Genomic DNA, 17218 nt, shown 5'->3' with positions numbered 1-17218 from the left:
ACTAGGATAACCTATTACTTTTATATATAATAACATTTAATAACTATTACTATAAGTTATCGTCATTAATCGTTAATAGCCTACATGGATTTACCTATGTTGTGGGCGGAGTGATAAGATACTCTCTTCGCCACACATGCAACATGTATAGGGTAGTCAATGTTAGATACAAATATGGGCGCACTGGGTGCCATTCCAATCGCTTTATCACTGTTTACTGTCATTTTTTTCTTGATAGTTTGGTTCTTTTTGAGCCGTGCCAGTGTGCGAGCCAATGAACAGGTCCGCTTGTTACAAGACATTGTCGAACAGCAAAGGCAACAAACAGAATTGCTCAAAGCGTTGTTGGAAAACGCCACAGGCGTGAGTGATGGGCAAAGTGATAGCGATATTGTGTCTCCGCTTGATTTTAAGGGCTTTATACCAGAGAGGTAAACTTCTCTTAATTCTGGCACCCCCAGCAGGGGGGGCAGATGATTGCTACTGCCTGTGGGCGATATGTTGCTTTTCTCGCCCACACCTTTCTCTCTTTGCTCTCTGTCCCCTTAGATTTTCTCCTCTCGGTAAGCAACAACAAACTTTGTTGACTGTCATGAATTTGTCTTAATTTCGCCGTAATGTAGCCAGAACTTTTCAGGAGAACGGTGATTCGGATGATTAAATGGTATGAAGAAAGTGACAGCGAGGTGAACAGAAGCATTGCGTTACTTACCGGTGAAGACCCAGATAAGTGGTATCCCTATGGTGGTATTAAAGGTAAGGATTACTGCAAAAACCCTTCCGATGCATGGCCTATCATTTGCGCCAATAAAATTGGTATCTACTCCCCAGAAATTAATGATAATAATCAGTGGAATGCCAAGATCACCAATCCACAAGGCGAATGGCAAGCCTACAGCCAAAGTCCATTACGTGCGGCAATGATCTGTTATTTGCTCAGTCAAGAAGCGTAATCAGCGGCGTTGATAATTTTCAGCAAAATATGCCGCAAGCGCTCAGTGACAGGAATCACAAACGGTAAGCGTTTTTTAACTACTTTCGCGGAGCTGATGATGAAACGTATCATTAAAGGCGATTCAAACTTATCGCATCTGGTCATTGCGCATGCCGCCATTGACTGCCACCAAAAATCCTATGGCGAGCGGCGGCAGGGCTGGCCTTCAACTTACCTTATCCGTTATAAAAATAATCGTGTTGCAGTGGAAGTTGTCACACGGCGCCAGTCATACGTGGCGACACTCATGATTGGTGCGCGTAATTTGAGTAAACTCTGTGGTATTTCTGCGCTACACCCCTGAGATGGGGTAAGAGTTCATCAATAAACTGGCAACCTTATATAACGCAAACTGATGGATTTTTGTCCAATTGTCAGCTAACCACCTTTATCCTTGATGCAATCTGGTTTAAGTGTTAAAAAACCGCCGCAGATTCATTTACGAAAGGCGCTGTTTACCACGCCAGTGTGTAACAGGTGCGGCAGAGGATAGGATGGAACAGCAGTTGCAGGACTCAACACTAAAACGTGGTTTAAAAAATCGTCATATTCAACTTATTGCTCTGGGTGGAGCGATTGGTACAGGGCTATTTCTAGGGATAGCACAAACCATTAAGATGGCTGGCCCCTCAGTTATTCTGGGTTATGCCATCGGCGGTTTTATCGCATTTCTTATTATGCGCCAGTTGGGCGAAATGGTAGTTGAGGAGCCAGTTGCGGGGTCATTCAGCCATTTTGCTTATAAATATTGGGGCGATTTTGCGGGCTTCCTATCTGGCTGGAACTACTGGGCCATGTTTATCCTAGTCGGTATGGCGGAATTGACTGCAGTCGGTATCTATATTCAATATTGGTGGCCAGAAATACCCACTTGGGTATCAGCTGCAGTATTTTTTGTTCTGATAAATGCGATCAATCTAGTTAACGTACGTATGTATGGTGAAACCGAATTCTGGTTCGCTATCATTAAAGTGGTTGCCATCATTGGTATGATTGTGTTCGGGGCCTATTTGCTGGCATCTGGGTCCGGTGGACCAAATGCTTCTGTTACTAACCTCTGGGCGCAAGGGGGCTTTATGCCTCATGGCTTGACTGGGTTAGTCATGGCAATGGCCGTAATTATGTTTTCTTTCGGCGGGCTGGAAATGGTGGGTATCACCGCAGCAGAAGCCGAGGATCCTCATCACAGCATTCCTAAAGCGACCAATCAGGTTGTCTATCGTATCCTTATTTTTTATATCGGCTCATTAGCCGTGCTGCTTTCCCTTTACCCATGGGGCAAGGTTGTCGAAGGTGGCAGTCCTTTTGTCATGATTTTTCATGCATTGGACAGTAATCTGGTGGCGACAATTCTGAACGTGGTGGTTTTGACCGCAGCGCTATCGGTGTACAACAGTGGTGTTTATTGTAATAGCCGTATGCTCTTTGGTTTGGCATCGCAAGGGAACGCGCCCAAGGTGCTAACCAAGGTGAACAAGCGTGGTGTGCCAATTTTGTCGATTGCTCTTTCGGCGCTAGCGACTTCGGCAGGGGTGGTGATTAACTATGTGATGCCAGGAAAAGCTTTTGAGTTGCTGATGGCGTTGGTGGTATCAACGTTAGTCATCAACTGGGTTATGATTTGTTTAGCTCATTTGAAGTTTAGGGCTGCAAAGGTACAAGAAGGCATCGAACCCCGCTTCAAAGCGTTATGGTATCCCTATGGCAACTATCTGTGTCTGGTGTTTCTGGCATTGATCTTGGTTATCATGTACCTCACTGACGGCATTCAGATCTCCGTGCTAATGATGCCTGTCTGGATAGCACTATTATGGTGCGGTTTTATGCTGACTCGCCGTAGAGATAAGAGTAATCAAACACAAGCCAATGATTCAAACGCGGCCTGATTTGGTTACTGTGTGATGCTAAATAGCCGGACATTAATACTGCCCGGCTATTTAGTTGTTTGGAATGACTTTCTAAATGTTATCTATTGTTTAAATTCCCAACAATAAATAAAGTTGAGATCGAATACCTATAATAGGTTATAGCTATCATCTCATTTGGCGCCAATCAAAGTTAATTGAGACTAATTCCTAATAACAAATATAACCACTTTAGCAATATGGTTAAAAAATGTTGGAATAGTCTGAATTAGAATTGCCACCGCATCCAAGTAAACAAGACATTACCATTATTATAAGTGCCGGGAATATAGGTGGTTTGCAGAGCAAACCTATTATATTCAATAGAGAGCAGTGGCAGGGGTAATGGAATTGGAATGTAATGATATTCATGACGTGCGGTAATACTGGCGGTAAAGCCGATACCAAAACGCCAACCGTCCATTTCTCCAGGTATCCACATTTTTTGATAGCCGTAACCTATAATCGGCTCAATTTCATTATGTGAGTCCATGAACGCCATCGCATACACTGCATGCCAGTTGTTATCTTCATCATAGCGATACTTGCCATAGCCGAGACCCCAAGGCCGCTCATTGTAGGACTCTATCTTGTCATCATCATAGGTCCAGCGGTTATGCCAAGTATTCAGCGGGATGTACAGCTCTTGATTAGGAGAGTCCCAAGTGAGGGATATGTTATTCACCAAACGTTGCCATAGGCTGTCATTGCGGGCAGACAGTGCAGTTTTGTTTTCTATTGAGGATTTGGTGGATGGACTTTTGTCATCGGCAAGTGCTGTTGAAGCCTGACTCAACCACAGACCACTACACAACACGGCCTTGATAATATGTTTGTAATTCATGGAATAACTCTCTGATGCTGATAAGGTGAAATAAGATTTCTTGGCATCAGATAATCTTTGTACCTATCAAAACTAATGACGAATAAAACATTATTTATAATAAAGCAGAGGGTATAACCCTAAACCTAAACGATTCTATAACGAGCAACTAAAATAGTGTTTTCAACTGCGCGCCAGAATAATTAAATTTTAATTCCTGAGCATCAAGAAATGTCTCAATCTGTTTTCTATAGCACAAATTGTTGACGTTTTTCGTTAGATTTTATCGCCGTAAACTGACTAAAAAAGTGTAATTTTCAGTATATTTATACAGATTAAATAAAACAAAAATGCACTTTCCTGGTGCGTTTTTTCCAAAATGACTAAATTAATGCACCTATATGACACAATAAAGTGTGATTGGATTTATGTGGTTTTCTCTCGCTGGCTTTTTATTTAAATCTATTTTTCTCATTAGAAACTAGGCCAGCTATGGCGAACTGAGTGGTTATTTTTTCATCTCTGATGCGAATGGAAAAATAAGATATTTATGTATTTCTTATGCGAATAACGCAATGAACATAACCTGAGGTTAAGTAAGGAGTTAGTTTGGTGGGTTTCACGTGTGAGAGCAGCGGTGTTAGCTGGCCTCGGCACCAAAACAGAAGCTGCTATATATTCAATTATTATATATTTAATGCTAATAAATTTTATACCAATGCACTTTTTTGTCATCAGTTTGAGCTGGAAACCAAAAGAGTTTCACGTAAGCAGCATTATAAAAAGTGTTAGCTTAAATGTTAAAAACCAGTAAGAAAGCGGGGCGGGATAGTATAAAAAAATAGAGCAGAAAATACGATGACCTTCAACAAATTTTGGCATATTTACGCATTCTTTATGCGCAACCGTTTCAAATATGTGCGACAGGTTCACCCTTGATTAAAAATGGCTTGCCATCGAATACAGAGTATGTGATAACGCATATGGGTAAAACGAGGTACAGTTCTGTATATGTGTGGCATTTTCAGTAAAGAAGTTCTGAGTAAAGACGTTAGCGTTGAATACCGCTTCTCTGCCGATCCTTATCTTAGTGCCTCAAGCAGTAACGACTCTAGTTTGTCTATGTAAACGCCCACGGGCGAGTTAAACAATCCAAAGGAAATACTCAAGATGGCAAAGATCAAAGGTCAAGTTAAGTGGTTCAACGAGTCTAAAGGTTTCGGTTTCATCACTCCAGCTGACGGCAGCAAAGATGTGTTCGTACACTTCTCTGCAATCCAGGGTAATGGCTTCAAAACCCTGGCTGAAGGCCAGAACGTAGAGTTCGAAATCCAAGACGGTCAGAAAGGTCCGTCTGCAGTAAACGTTACTGCAATCTAATCAGCTCTTTTGCTGTTAAAAACCCGCCTTTGTGCGGGTTTTTTCGTTTCTGTGGTCTGAGAAATCGGCGCACTAAGGCAAAATAATTAAGCCGGAATACTGATTGCGGCCCTTAATTCCCGGATGGGCAGGGTCAATGGCCTGTCGTTGAGTGGTGCGCCGAAAGCTGGTGTATTTGAAATGGGGCTGGTTATCATCCTCGCCATGGGGTGTGGTCGTGCATATGGTGCAACTCCCGACACGATCAACATGACTAATACCCGCACCACGCAATTGGTACTCAGCAATCGCCGTGAGGTTGAGGTGGCGAAAGTAAGGTGAGATGACATTTTTTGCCAACGGTAGTTCGCGAATAAACCGTTCGGCCAATTCTTCATTCACTTCATAACAACAAGCGTGGGCGGCTGGCCCTATCGCGGCGACCCAATTCGCAGGGTCATCATCACAGGCAATGCGCTCAACCATGTTTAAGATGATGCCATCTAGCAATCCACGCCAACCGGCATGAACCACAGCAATACCTTTTCCTTGCCGTTGACTGAAGATAACCGGCAGACAGTCTGCGGTCAGCACGGTTAATAAAATACCAGCCTGAGTGGTATAGAGGCCATCGGCTTCGCCGCACTCTTGCCCCGGCTCTGTCACATCGATAATCGTTGTGCCATGAACCTGTTTTTTATTCGCTTGGGTCATCTGATAGGGTTGCAGACAGTCCGGTAATAGGGCGGATTTTTTGCCAAAACCATGACAGATTGTGGTGATACGGCTGAATTGGGGGGAAAAATCAGTCATTGGACTTACCTAATGAAAAATAAAGTACGCCATTTAGTGTAAGCCGTTTTTTAACTTATTGACCAGCCACCTTTTCTTTTAAATTGTCGTTAGCGAATTGTTGCAAAATAACGCATCTTGTATCACTGTTTTGGCACCTATTGACGTGGGGTATAGGGTTTAATGGCAGCTATAACTCATGCACTTCTTTAGGATTGAACTCTGTGATATCTAAACCCAAAAATGACGCTCACAACTTTATTCAATGGCGCTTTGGCTTGCTGTGTAGTTGTATTTTACTGTCATTTTTAGGGCTAATTGTTCGAGTTGCCTGGTTGCAAGTTATCGAACCGGACCCACTGGTAAAAGAAGAAGATATGCGCTCAGTGCGGGTGGTGGCCACACCCAATACGCGTGGAATGATTACTGACCGCAATGGGCATCCGTTAGCTGTCAGTGTACCGGTTGAGGCTATCTGGGCTGATCCGAAATCGGTATTAGAGAAGGGGGGAGTGGGCGTTTCTGTGCGTTGGCAGGCATTGGCTCAGGAACTCAATATGCCACTGGATCAGTTGAATGGCCGTATCAGGCAGAATCCCAATGCACGTTTCGTCTATCTTGCCAGACAGGTGGAGCCTGATGTTGCTGAATATATCCAACGGCTGAAATTACCCGGTATTGCCATCAAAGAGGAATCAAGGCGTTTTTATCCTTCTGGCGATGTTGCGGCCAATCTTGTGGGTTTTACCAATATTGATGATCAAGGTATTGAGGGGGTCGAAAAGAGTTTTAACTCACTGCTTAGTGGCACAGCAGGCAGTCGAGTGGTACGCAAAGACAGATTTGGTCGGGTAGTGGAAGATATTTCGTCTACAGATAGTCACCCCGGACAAAATGTTGAACTCAGTATTGATGAACGGCTACAGGCGGAAACATCACATGCGCTGACCAATGCCGTGATGTTCAATAAAGCAGACTCCGGCTCTGCCGTGGTGATTGATATCAATACAGGCGAAGTGTTGGCGATGGCAAATTATCCGACTTTCAACCCGAACAATCGCGCATCAACACCGGAGGAAAATTTTCGTAACCGGGCCATCAGCGATATTTTTGAACCGGGCTCGACAGTTAAACCTATGGTGGTTATGACGGCATTACAGCGCCACTTGGTGAAACCTGACTCTGTGCTAGATACCCACCCTTATATATTAAGCGGACATCAAATTAAAGATGTGGGTTTTTACCCTGCGCTGTCGCTCACGGGCGTTTTACAAAAATCGAGTGATGTGGGTGTCTCTCGTCTGGCGCTGGCTATGCCGGCTTCGGCACTTATGGAAACTTATACCTCATTTGGCTTGGGGGAACCCACTCAGTTGGGGCTGACGGGAGAGAGCCGTGGATTGATGCCGCATCGCCAGCGCTGGAGTGATTTAGACCGTGCAACGTTCTCTTTTGGCTATGGTTTGATGGTGACACCACTGCAATTGGCGCGAGTCTACGCCACTATTGGCAGCTTCGGTATTTATCGGCCCTTGTCGATTACTAAAGTTGACCCGCCAGTGTTGGGGCAGCGGGTATTCCCCGAGGTGTTGGTGCAACAGGTTGAACATATGATGGAGAGTGTGGCATTGCCCGGTGGTGGGGGGGTGAAAGCGGCGGTGCGTGGATATCGAGTGGCGGTCAAAACCGGGACTGCCAAGAAGATTGGGCCCAATGGCCAATATATCGATAAATATGTGGCGTACACTGTGGGGGTGGCTCCAGCCAGTCAGCCTCGCTTCGCATTGGTGGTGATGATTAATAATCCCCAAGGTGGAAAATACTACGGTGGTGCGGTTTCAGCTCCGGTATTTAGTGACATTATGGGGCAAATTTTACGAACCATGAATGTTGAGCCTGATGCCATTCCTGTTGGGGGAGTTCGACACAGCTAATCTTCCGTGAATTCACCATGTTAAACCGCGGCTTGCATCAGTACCGGGGCTTCTTTAGACTAACTCCGCGTCTGCCGGTGACTCTGGCGGTTATTTATCTGTTATCTGGAACTCAACCATGTCTTATCTGTGTCCCCTTTGTCATCAGGCCATGCAGCAAAGTCCGCAACAGTGGCGTTGCAGCAATAATCATCAGTTTGATTGTGCCAAAGAGGGCTACGTCAATTTAATGCCGGTACAGCATAAGGGATCAAAACAGCCCGGGGACAGCCCAGAGATGATGCAAGCGCGTCGGGCATTTCTTGATGCAGGTTATTATCAGCCTTTGCAGCAGCGTATCTGTGAGATTCTAGATACGGCACTCCCTCTGGATGCTGCCATGTTACTTGATATCGGTTGTGGCGAGGGGTATTACACTGCTGAGGTTGCAAACCGACTCAATCGGCAGCGCCAAGTATCCGTATTTGGATTAGATGTCGCTAAAGTGGCCGTAAGATATGGAGCAAAACGTTATCCACAGGTGAATTTTTGTGTGGCCTCTAGTCACCGGTTGCCCTTTGCTAATCAGGCGCTTGACGCCGTATTACGTATTTATGCACCTTGCAAGGCCGCCGAGCTGGCACGTACTGTCAAGCCCGGTGGTATTGTGGTGACAGTAGCCCCTGGCCCACGCCATCTGTACCAGTTAAAAGCACTGATCTATGCCCAAGTACAACTCCATGACGATAACCAAGAGTATCTAGATGGATTTGAGTTAGTCAGCCGTGAAGAATTGGGCTATGAGATGAAGTTAACGGGTAAACAGGGTTTTAATTTATTACAGATGACGCCTTTTGCCTGGCGTGCCTCCATTGAAACGGGGCAAGATCTGGCGGCGCGACAATCTTTTATCTGTGAAACAGACTTTGTTATCGCTCTGCATCGTCGTAAAGAAGAACCTGCTATCGAGAGCAATTCGGTAGCGGAAAGTTAGACTTATCTGTGCCTGCTTGGCCCGATAGATTTTGGGCCACAGGTATATATCAATTGATATTCGCTATTTAATTATTTTGGAATACCACAATGAAACGCCCCTAAGGGAAATATTATTATGGTGATAATAGTATGTGATTATTCCCTGGTGTAGGATTACTTATTAACTTAAGTCAAATTTGTAGTGTGTTATTTTTATAGCGATATTAATTTATTTTAGGTCCAGATTTCGCCAAGTTCTTCCGCCGGATTCAGTCACTAGAATCGAGGGGATAAAGCGTATCTGTTCTGCAACTTTTAGCGCTAAATCAGCGACTTCCTGTTTGTTAAGTATGCCACTGCCGTAATTGAACTCTCCCTCCGGTAATTTATAAACTTTTTCTCTGCCGATAAGACGGGTAAATCCTGCATCAATCATTTTTTTATTCAGAGTCTCGTAATCGCCTTCCACTGCATTATGCAAAACGACACTGACCGTAAAGTACGGCATATCTATTTTTCCAATCAGTCATGTGATGATATTTATATATCATATCGCTGTTCACGATATTTTGACCGGTGTCTAATTGCGAGAAATGAGGTGAGAATCACCTTGATAAGTTAGTGGGCATACGGTGAGGCCCAAATGTTTTATTGCGTAACTAATACAACTCGGCGGTGAGAAATTTCTTGGTTACGATAAAGAATCATAGGCTTTGCTGAGATCAGGTTTATTACACAACTGATCCTATTTTTTTACTCATCAAAAAATAATCCCCTTGAAATGCAGAAATGCTTGCATCAACTGATGTTATCAGGATAATTCCGAATCTTTATAATAAGCATTCTCATTAGTGGCTGTTTTGCAAAATTCAGGGGCATCAATACGATGAATAATACAATTTCTATCCGCGTGAATCAGAAACGGCATGCACCGCGTCTGTTGTGCGTTATGATTGGTGCTGCACTCGGCACTTTATCTGCATCTTCATGGGCTGCAACGACAACAGCTGATGCAGCTGAAAACGTAAAAAAAACCAGCACAGTGGCAGACACGGCGAAGGTTGATGAAAGCCAAAAAACCGACACCATCACAGTTGTCGGGACGCAAGATACTTTCCGCGCGGGTGGTAATGACTTAATTCCAACTTATCTGGATGGTCAGGTAGCGAATGGTGGCCGTATTGGCTTCCTCGGGCAGCAAGATGCCCGTAACGTACCATTTAACGTTATCAGCTATACCTCCAAAATGATCGAAGATCAGCAAGCAAATTCCATTGCTGATGTTGTCAAAAATGATGCTTCAGTCCAGAACGTTCGTGGCTATGGCAACCCATCACAAAACTACCGTATTCGTGGCTATAACCTCGATGGCGATGATATCTCATTTGGTGGTTTGTTCGGTGTTTTACCTCGTCAGATCGTTTCAACTAGCATGGTTGAGCGGGTAGAAGTGTTTAAAGGTGCTAACGCCTTTATTAACGGCATCTCGCCAAGTGGTAGTGGTGTAGGCGGGATGATTAACCTAGAACCTAAACGTGCGGGTGATACGCCGCTGACTCGTGTTAGCGTGGATTATGGTTCATCTTCACAAGTGGGCGGTGCGCTGGATGTTGGGCGTCGCTATGGTGATGACGATCAATTCGGTGTGCGGGTGAACGTATTACATCGTGAAGGTGAGAGCGCCATTCACGACCAGAAAGAGCGTACTACGGCTGTATCGACTGGCTTGGATTATCGTGGTGATCGGGCTCGTACGTCACTGGATGTCGGTTATCAGAAGCAAACAATCCATCATATGCGTACCGATGTTGCTATTGGTGGCGCAACCGTTATTCCTGAACCGCCATCCTCGACCTTGAACTATGGTCAGTCGTGGGTGTATACCGATCTGGAGACCACCTTCGGTATGTTGCGTAGTGAATATGATGTCAGCCAAGATTGGACGGTATATGGTTCCATTGGGGCCAGCCACAATGAAGAAACTGGCCAATATGGTTCACCGACACTGACAAGTGCCAATAACGGCGATGCCACTATTTCTCGACTGTATGTTCCTTATGCATCCGATTCTATTGCAGGTCTGGGTGGGATTCGTGGTCACTTTGATACCGGCTTTATTACTCATAAAGTGAACTTGGGCTATGCTGCTAACTATCGTACAGCCAAGTCAGCTTGGAATATGTCGAACCCTGTTAATACCAATATTTATAATCCGGGCGTCATTGATTTCCCACCGACTGCGTATAGCAGCACCAGCCAAGACCCACAACTGAATAGTCAGGTGCGAGCTTCAGGTTTTTCATTGTCTGATACCTTATCCATGATGGATGATAAGTTGATCGTGATGTTGGGGGTTCGTCGTCAGGAAGTCACTATTCGTAACTTTGACAGTGGAGTGCCAAACAGCGCTGGGTCATTGGATGCAATGAAGGTCACGCCTATCTACGGCATTATGGTGAAGCCGTGGGAGAAAGTGTCTCTGTACGCTAACCATATTGAAGCCCTCGGTCCGGGTAAGTCAGCCCCCTTTACTTATAGCAATGCGAGTGGTGTAACGACAACCGTAGCTAACGCCGGTCAAATCCCAGGGATTGTTCATTCAAAACAAAATGAGATTGGTGTGAAGTTTGATAACCAGCGTTACGGCGGTACATTGGCGCTGTTCGAAATCACTCGCCCAACGGGGACAGTTGATCCAGAGACTAGCATCTATGGCTTCTACGGCGAACAACGCAACCGGGGTATTGAACTGAATGTGTTTGGTGAACCGGTCTTTGGTACTCGTCTGCTAGGGAGTGCAACGTGGTTGGATCCTAAACTGACCAAAACCCAAAGTGGTGCCAACAACGGTAATGATGCAGTGGGTGTGGCCCGTTATCAGTTAGTGTTTGGCGGCGAATATGATATCCCTGCTGTTGAAGGCTTAACCGCGGCCGGCACTGTGGTGCGTTCAGGTTCTCAGTATGCTAACGAAGCCAATACGCTGAAATTGAAGCCGTGGACCCGTTTGGATCTGGGCGTGCGTTACACCATGCCGATGAAAGACACCACTCTGACATGGCGTGCGAATGTTGAGAACGTCACCAATGAGCGCTATTGGGAATCTGTGGAAGATACTGGGACATATATCTATCAGGGCGATCCACGCGCGCTGAAGTTGTCAGTCTCGATGGACTTCTAATCAGCAACAGATAACCACCCAGCTGATGGGTATTTCAACAATAAAAAACCCCGCCATTCTTGATGAGTGCGGGGTTTATTTTTAGCTTTTGCGACTGACCGCTGCCGTTCGCTTTATTTTATGATGAGAATAAAATAGCCACTATCAGGCTGCGATGCGGTAAATATGTTCGTAAAGAATATTAAAGCCGATGGCGATGAGTACGATGCCACCAGCAATTTCAGCGCGTTTACCCAGTAGTGGGCCAATATAACGACCAATTAGCATACCGAGTGTCGCCATAATCATTGTGGCTAAACCAATAGCCATCGCGGTATGAACGATGTTCACTTGCAAGAACGCCAGACCAACACCAATGGCCATAGCATCAAGGCTGGTGGCAATGGCCGTCATCACTAAGACCCAGAAACTGTGGCTACGCATTTTTTCGGTTTCTTCGACTTGCTGTTTTGCGCCTTCAAAAATCATGCGGCACCCAAGAATGAACAGCAGGCTAAAAGCGATCCAGTGATCCCATTCCAAAATGTATTGACTGGCAAATAGACCTATACCCCAACCAATAAGTGGGGTAATCGCTTCTATCACACCAAAGATAAGACCGGTGCGTAGTGCTTCTCTAAAACGGGGTTTATGTAGACTGGCGCCTTTACCAATAGATGCCGCAAAAGCATCCATAGACATCGCAAAAGCAAGAACAAGAGTTGCAGATAGATTCATAGAAATAGTCTCGGCCGGGCGGCTCCATATACACGTAACCCACCCCCAACCTAACGACGGAGCTACGTGTCTATGGTCTCGCCAACCTTACCTGGCTGCCCGCACCACGTTCCAGAAACAGAACGAGTATGTTGATACGGGCGTTTCTATAATATGAATATATTAATTAAATATATCGTATAGAAACCGGCTACTCCCCATGAACGGCGCAACCTTAACATATAAATTCCAGTATGGACAACCCCAAAGATAATATGCCAACTTAGTCATATTGATAATGATTTTCATTATCGAGATTATAGTGGAAAATAGCACATATAAGCATCAAGAATGGTGTGGAAATAAGCGGTAAAGGGGAAGGGGATGATGTCGGGAAATTAATCAATTAATTAAAAGATTAACTTCCCGCGGAACTGGGTTTATGCTTGATTTTCAATGAAAAAATTATAAATCTTTTCTAAATCATCTAATTGCTTGACCTGAATAAGTAATCTGCGCTGCTCTAACTCAATCACTAAAATTCCATCTTCAGATAAATTCATGCTTTTTATTCGATTATATTCAATAAAAGCATTAGCGTAGAAGAACCCTGTATTTTTAAACAACAATTTAGGCCAACGGATATAAGAGATATAAACCGCCACTAACGCTAAACCCACTAATAAATAGGTGGTTAAAGGTGCGCCATTCGCCATGACATTATTGTAAATAAGGATTGCAATTAACCCGACAAAAATTGCGCAGTCGATTTTGTTTTTACGTTTCAGATGAATTTGTAGCCGGGTTTTGCCTTTCATCATATTCATGATGAATTCATCGTAGATGGCATAAGCCAGCAGCAGGGCAATAAAAACAATTAAGACAAGATCAGTAACCGACATGCAATAACTCCTGTATACCCGTCATCGTTCACATTTCAGGTGTGTTGGCCGTGCTCGTTCGTCCAGAGTATCGGTTATCGGGTTGAACGATTTTACCGTCTTCCTGCACGTTGAAATTTATAGAGTATAGGATGAGGTTTTATCAAAAATAAATAACCGGGAGCAAGCTCCCGGTTTGAGTTGAATCTACGACCAATCCCGGTTTACAGCCCCAGGAAGCCAATCCAGTAGCCGAAGATACCGATGGCGAAGAAGCCCATAATGATCCACAGTGCGTTAACTTTACGACGTAGTAGCCACATACAGCCGAAGGTTAACAGCAATGGTACCAAGCCAGGCATCAACTGATCCAAGATGGTTTGTACCGTTGTGACGGTCGTTTCGCCATTTTGGTTGGTTATCCTGGACACCACGACCGGTATGTTGACGTGTGTCCACTTGTTAACCAAGGCCCCCATGACAAACAGGCCGAGGATAGACGCCCCTTCCGTCAGTTTTTGCAGGAGACCACCGTCCATATCGCTAACGATATTGACACCTTTTGAATAGCCGTAGGCCACACCGTAGTAACGGGTCAGCAAGCGTACAACGTTAAACAGTACAAAGAACAGCAATGGACCCAGTAAGCTACCGCTCATTGCGATACCCGCACCGAGGGCGGCAAATACCGGACGTACAGTCCCCCAGAAAATAGGGTCACCAACGCCGGCCAAAGGCCCCATCAGACCAACTTTGATACCGTTAATTGCCGCATCATCAATTTCTGCACCATTGGCTTTCTGCTCTTCCATCGCCAGTGTTACACCCAAAATCGGGGCTGCAACGAAAGGTTGGGTATTGAAGAATTCCAAATGGCGTTTAATTGCCTGCTTACGCTCTTCCGAGTTCTCTGGGTACAAACGACGGATCGCTGGCACCATAGAGAAACAGAAACCTAGCGCCTGCATACGTTCGAAGTTCCACGACCCTTGGAAGAGGTTAGAGCGGAGAAACACACCGCGAATATCTGCGGGCGTGAGTTTCTTTTCACCTGTTGTTGCCGTAGTAACAGTTGTTGTATCAACCATTTCTCTCACCTTTTCCTAGTCTAATTCGTTATCAAGATCGTTATTGGCCGGGCCAGACTGCACGACAACCTGAGACTTGTTGTATTTCGGGCTGAGCTGGATATAAAGAACGGCCATAACCACACCAATAACACCCAGTGCCACCAGGTTGAAGTTAGTAAATGCGGCAGTAACGAAACCTAAATAGAAGAATGGCATCAGGTAGCCAGCACGCATCATGTTGATAACCATGGCGTAACCTACTACGACGATCATACCACCGGCGATATTCAGGCCACTGGTAACCACTTCAGGAATCGAGCTGAGCATCATCTGAACTTCAGATGTGCCTACAGACAGAGCAACGATCAATGCAGGAATCGCAATACGCATTGCTTGCAAGAACAGCGCAGAGATGTGAATCCAGGTGATTGCGCGTAGGCTGCCTCGTTCGGCTGCGCCATCAGCGGCATGCTGGAAAGCAACGGTAATGGTACGTACGATAATGGTTAATACCTGACCAGCGGCTGCCAATGGAATCGCCAGTGCGATACCCGCACCAATGTCTTGACCGCCAGCAATGACCAGAATGGTAGAAATAATCGATGCCAGAGCCGCATCTGGTGCCACTGCGGCCCCGATGTTCATCCAACCAAGTGCGATCATTTCCAAAGTACCACCGATGATGATACCGGTTTTCATATCACCCAGAACCAGACCGATTAAGGTACAGGCGACGAGAGGGCGGTGAAATTGGAACTCATCCAGGATGGATCCCATCCCGGCGATACAGGCAACAATAAATATCAGCACAATCTGAAGAGTTGTGATCTCCATTGTACTTCTCCTATGACCAAAAAAGCTGAGTAAAAATAACCGTGTTCCAAAACAGAACAGGGCATAACTTTGCTACGTAGTTTTACTAAAGCTATTTATTAAGTTTGCTAATTAAGTCCATCATTTTGAGCCGGCTGTCCGAAGACACTTTTCGAACTTCCAGCTCAATACCACGAGCATTTAATTTATTAAAAGCTTCAATATCTTTTTCATCAACGGAGACCGCATTGTTCACCTGGGTTTTACCCTGACGGAATGCCATACCACCGATATTGACTGACTTAATATCCACGCCACCCTCAACCAAACGCACAACGTCTGTTGGGTTGGTAAAGAGCAACATCACCCGATCATTGGCATATTTCGGGTTGTTATAAACGCGGATAGCTTTTTCAACATCAACTACGTGCGCAGTCACGCCCGGAGGAGCAACTTGTGTCAGCAGTGTTTTACGCATTTTATCGGCGGCAACTTCATCACTGACGACAATAATGCGTTTTACGTTAGTTTCTTTGGTCCAACGAGTAGCGACCTGACCATGGATTAAGCGATCATCAATACGCGCCAGCCCGATCTTCATATGATCATTCGGGCCTAAAGCAACGGCAGGAGCCTTGGCTTTTGGCGCAGGAGCAGTTTGTTGCGTCTCGGGCTTATCACTCTTCACTTCAGGCGCTTTCAGTGCTTTCACGCCTTCACGACCGGTTTCTACTGCGACTGCAACCAATTCGGCAAATGATGGGTTATCATCACGGGCCATAAAGGTTTCAGCCAGCATCGGAATGTTAACCCCGGTGACGACCTCATAGTTCTCTTTATCGATAGCAATTCGACTGGCAGCGTTAAACGGACTACCACCCCAGGTATCAACCAGGAATAGCACACCTTTACTGGTATCTAGTCCGGTCAATTTACCGTTGTATTTCTCAATCAACGTTTCGGCATTCTCACCTGGGACGAAATCGATATAAGCGACGTTATCTTGTTCGCCTAAAATCATTTCAGCTGTTTTCAGCAGTTGTTCTGCCGCAGCCCCATGTGTGCCGATGATAATAGCTATACTCACTCGCTACCCCCTCTGTTAACTCAGAATTGAGTTCTCGCACGTAACAGTAAAACCAGTTTTCCCCAACAACATTTCAGTACGTAATTTCAGTACACATTGAATCTATTATGATAGTCACAATGTCAGCGTACTGCTGACGTTTTATTCACAACAGCAATGAATCGATTCAGGTACATACCGCAATGTGTTGGATGTGATTTATTTTAGTCAGTGAAAAAATAAATTATGTGACGATGCTCATTTATTGGGACATGTTATGAATCATTTTGCTCATTTGGATAATATTTAGACACATAGATGAACAAGATTGATGTGTTTGCCTCTAACTCACTCATCACAGTATGATTGTTGTGCTTGAAATTTGTGCAATTTGCATAAATTTTGACAGGTGGGCTATTTGGGGTGAGGAAAATTTTTAGTGATAAAAAAATAGCAGCATAGTTGATAGTGAATCGTCATTTCATGCCATAGAAGGTTATCGTCGACCAGATAACAAATCAGACTATGCTGACAAAAAAATTCCTGATAAAGTTAGCGGCTCGATTAATTGTCAGGAGTTAAGGGCCTCAGCTCTCCCTATGGACTGTCACCGAAGTTACTGTTTCTCTAGTGTTAATACCCAGCCAGTGGGTTTAAATCTGGTTATCCAATCACGCACTGTTGCTGCGTTTAATCTCACCCGATCTTTCTGCGTATCTATACTGACAACCGTGCAGCGGCGTTTTGCTGC

At 45.0% G+C, this 17218-nt stretch carries 17 protein-coding genes and 1 riboswitch; of the genes, 9 read left to right on the top strand and 8 right to left on the bottom strand.

Translation table 11 applies throughout. The features are described 5' to 3' along the window. Positions 1 to 159 precede the first annotated feature (159 nt). From HUZ92_RS19605 to HUZ92_RS19590, 4 genes are all read left to right on the top strand, one after another. Positions 160 to 435: a YebO family protein gene (locus HUZ92_RS19605; RefSeq protein WP_050097357.1), complete on the top strand. Its 276-nt coding sequence runs from the start codon at positions 160 to 162 to the stop codon at positions 433 to 435. Between the two features lie 218 nt (positions 436 to 653). After that, positions 654 to 953, top strand: coding sequence for a phage protein NinX family protein (locus HUZ92_RS19600; RefSeq protein ID WP_050295360.1), 300 nt, complete (start codon positions 654 to 656; stop codon positions 951 to 953). 99 nt (positions 954 to 1052) lie between these two features. After that, the gene (locus HUZ92_RS19595; protein ID WP_050097360.1) at positions 1053 to 1298 is read left to right on the top strand and encodes a DUF4060 family protein; all 246 of its coding nucleotides are present in this window, start codon (positions 1053 to 1055) and stop codon (positions 1296 to 1298) included. 190 nt (positions 1299 to 1488) lie between these two features. Beyond that, the gene (locus tag HUZ92_RS19590; RefSeq protein ID WP_050097362.1) at positions 1489 to 2880 is read left to right on the top strand and encodes an amino acid permease; all 1392 of its coding nucleotides are present in this window, start codon (positions 1489 to 1491) and stop codon (positions 2878 to 2880) included. 247 nt (positions 2881 to 3127) lie between these two features. On the opposite strand, the gene pagP is transcribed toward HUZ92_RS19590, so the two are convergent. Next, a complete protein-coding gene (gene pagP, locus HUZ92_RS19585) occupies positions 3128 to 3742 on the bottom strand; it encodes a lipid IV(A) palmitoyltransferase PagP (protein WP_050097363.1) in 615 nt (204 codons plus the stop codon). Between the two features lie 990 nt (positions 3743 to 4732). Between pagP and HUZ92_RS19580 the strand changes: the two genes are divergently transcribed. Next, entirely contained in the window at positions 4733 to 4849 is a 117-nt protein-coding gene (locus HUZ92_RS19580; RefSeq protein ID WP_002211058.1) for a DUF2627 domain-containing protein, read from the top strand. A gap of 42 nt (positions 4850 to 4891) precedes the next feature. Next, on the top strand, positions 4892 to 5101 hold the full coding sequence (gene cspE / locus HUZ92_RS19575) for a transcription antiterminator/RNA stability regulator CspE (RefSeq protein ID WP_002221949.1): 210 nt from the start codon (positions 4892 to 4894) through the stop codon (positions 5099 to 5101). Between the two features lie 72 nt (positions 5102 to 5173). On the opposite strand, the gene pgeF is transcribed toward cspE, so the two are convergent. Continuing rightward, the gene (pgeF, locus tag HUZ92_RS19570; RefSeq protein WP_050295362.1) at positions 5174 to 5893 is read right to left on the bottom strand and encodes a peptidoglycan editing factor PgeF; all 720 of its coding nucleotides are present in this window, start codon (positions 5891 to 5893) and stop codon (positions 5174 to 5176) included. Positions 5894 to 6096: 203 nt separating this feature from the next. Here pgeF and ftsI point away from each other — a divergent pair, with 203 nt between their 5' ends. Continuing rightward, complete coding sequence (gene ftsI / locus HUZ92_RS19565) at positions 6097 to 7806, top strand: peptidoglycan glycosyltransferase FtsI (RefSeq protein WP_145579917.1); 1710 nt, start codon at positions 6097 to 6099, stop codon at positions 7804 to 7806. 118 nt (positions 7807 to 7924) lie between these two features. Next, positions 7925 to 8779: a 23S rRNA (guanine(745)-N(1))-methyltransferase gene (gene rlmA / locus HUZ92_RS19560; protein ID WP_145579918.1), complete on the top strand. Its 855-nt coding sequence runs from the start codon at positions 7925 to 7927 to the stop codon at positions 8777 to 8779. A gap of 210 nt (positions 8780 to 8989) precedes the next feature. On the opposite strand, the gene HUZ92_RS19555 is transcribed toward rlmA, so the two are convergent. Further along, positions 8990 to 9268 (bottom strand): hypothetical protein, encoded by a 279-nt coding sequence (locus tag HUZ92_RS19555; RefSeq protein ID WP_050097370.1) that lies wholly within the window; start codon positions 9266 to 9268, stop codon positions 8990 to 8992. A 378-nt stretch (positions 9269 to 9646) separates the two neighbouring features. On the opposite strand from HUZ92_RS19555, the gene HUZ92_RS19550 reads away from it, so the two are divergent. After that, the gene (locus HUZ92_RS19550) at positions 9647 to 11941 is read left to right on the top strand and encodes a TonB-dependent receptor (protein WP_050097372.1); all 2295 of its coding nucleotides are present in this window, start codon (positions 9647 to 9649) and stop codon (positions 11939 to 11941) included. 144 nt (positions 11942 to 12085) lie between these two features. Here HUZ92_RS19550 and mntP read toward each other — a convergent pair whose 3' ends face one another. The 5 genes from mntP to manX all read right to left on the bottom strand — a co-directional run bounded on the left by mntP (position 12086) and on the right by manX (position 16488). Further along, positions 12086 to 12658: a manganese efflux pump MntP gene (gene mntP / locus HUZ92_RS19545; RefSeq protein WP_050097373.1), complete on the bottom strand. Its 573-nt coding sequence runs from the start codon at positions 12656 to 12658 to the stop codon at positions 12086 to 12088. 10 nt (positions 12659 to 12668) lie between these two features. Then, a riboswitch (yybP-ykoY riboswitch) is annotated at positions 12669 to 12869 on the bottom strand. A gap of 208 nt (positions 12870 to 13077) precedes the next feature. After that, positions 13078 to 13539 carry a DUF986 family protein gene (locus HUZ92_RS19540; protein ID WP_050097374.1) on the bottom strand — a complete coding sequence of 154 codons (462 nt, stop codon included), beginning with the start codon at positions 13537 to 13539 and terminating at the stop codon, positions 13078 to 13080. 203 nt (positions 13540 to 13742) lie between these two features. After that, positions 13743 to 14606, bottom strand: a complete 864-nt coding sequence (locus tag HUZ92_RS19535) for a PTS mannose transporter subunit IID (RefSeq protein ID WP_050097375.1) — start codon at positions 14604 to 14606, stop codon at positions 13743 to 13745. Between the two features lie 15 nt (positions 14607 to 14621). Continuing rightward, on the bottom strand, positions 14622 to 15422 hold the full coding sequence (locus HUZ92_RS19530; protein ID WP_050097377.1) for a PTS mannose/fructose/sorbose transporter subunit IIC: 801 nt from the start codon (positions 15420 to 15422) through the stop codon (positions 14622 to 14624). A gap of 91 nt (positions 15423 to 15513) precedes the next feature. Further along, positions 15514 to 16488 carry a PTS mannose transporter subunit IIAB gene (gene manX / locus HUZ92_RS19525; protein ID WP_050097378.1) on the bottom strand — a complete coding sequence of 325 codons (975 nt, stop codon included), beginning with the start codon at positions 16486 to 16488 and terminating at the stop codon, positions 15514 to 15516. Positions 16489 to 17218 lie beyond the last annotated feature (730 nt).

Origin of the sequence: Yersinia vastinensis (assembly GCF_902726565.1) — a bacterium.
Taxonomy (GTDB): Bacteria; Pseudomonadota; Gammaproteobacteria; order Enterobacterales; family Enterobacteriaceae; genus Yersinia; species Yersinia vastinensis.
This window is presented reverse-complemented; position numbering and strand designations above follow the sequence as displayed.